The 875-nt window shown below is 61.6% G+C and carries 2 protein-coding genes; both read left to right on the forward strand.

What is annotated here, in order from left to right; genetic code table 11:
* The first annotated feature begins 39 nt into the window (after positions 1-39).
* Positions 40-663: a DUF3164 family protein gene (locus HMPREF2924_RS15775; RefSeq protein ID WP_016852436.1), complete on the forward strand. Its 624-nt coding sequence runs from the start codon at positions 40-42 to the stop codon at positions 661-663.
* 1 nt (position 664) lies between these two features.
* Positions 665-875: DUF2786 domain-containing protein (locus HMPREF2924_RS15780; RefSeq protein WP_141765544.1), on the forward strand; the 211-nt coding region annotated here is incomplete at its 3' end.

The following is an 875-nucleotide window of genomic DNA, read 5'->3' on the forward strand; positions in this document are numbered from 1 at the left end:
AGATGAGCGTTGTACCGAATCCCGAAGAGGAACCCTCCCATGGCTGAACAACCAGTGCATGTTCCCGCCGGGTACCGCATGGACGCCAAGGGGCGCCTGGTACCTGAAGAAATGATCAAGCCCATCGACCTGGAGCGGGACCGCCTTGTGCAGGAGATCGTCGCCAAGGGGAAGGCCCTGAACAAGGCGTTGCTGGACTTCAAACTGGCGACATTCGGCGATATCGAAGCCTTCATCACCCTGTCGGCCGAGCAGTACCAGGCGAAGGTAGGTGGCAAGAAGGGCAACGCCTCCCTGGTCAGCTTCGACGGTCGCTACAAGGTCATTCGGGCCATGGCCGACAACATCGCCTTCGACGAGCGCCTGCAGGCGGCCAAGGCGTTGATCGACGAGTGCCTCCACGAATGGACAGAAGGCGCTCGCGCAGAGGTCATCACGCTGATCAACGATGCGTTCCGCGTGGACCAAGCAGGGAACATCCGTACCGGCAGCGTGCTTGCCCTGCGCCGCCTGCAGATCGATGACGAACGTTGGCAGCGTGCAATGCAGGCCATCGGCGAGGCTGTCCAGGTCGTGAGCACCAAGGCGTACGTGCGTATCCAGGAGCGGGTCGGGGACACCGACCAGTACCGCTCCATTCCTCTTGATATCGCAGGGGTGTGACATGGACCAGGACCGTATCCTCGACAAGATCAAGAAGTGCCTGGAAATGGCGAAGGGACGGGGTTCCAACCCGAACGAGGCCGAGATCGCGCTGCGTCATGCCCACAAACTGATGGAAGCCTACAACCTGGAGATGGGCGACGTGCTGGCCAGCATGGCTGGCGAAACCAAGGTTCCCGCTGGCTCGGATGGAAAACCGCCGGCCTGGCGGG

The sequence above is a fragment of the Pseudomonas sp. HMSC063H08 genome (assembly GCF_001813645.1).
Taxonomy (GTDB): Bacteria; Pseudomonadota; Gammaproteobacteria; order Pseudomonadales; family Pseudomonadaceae; genus Pseudomonas; species Pseudomonas aeruginosa.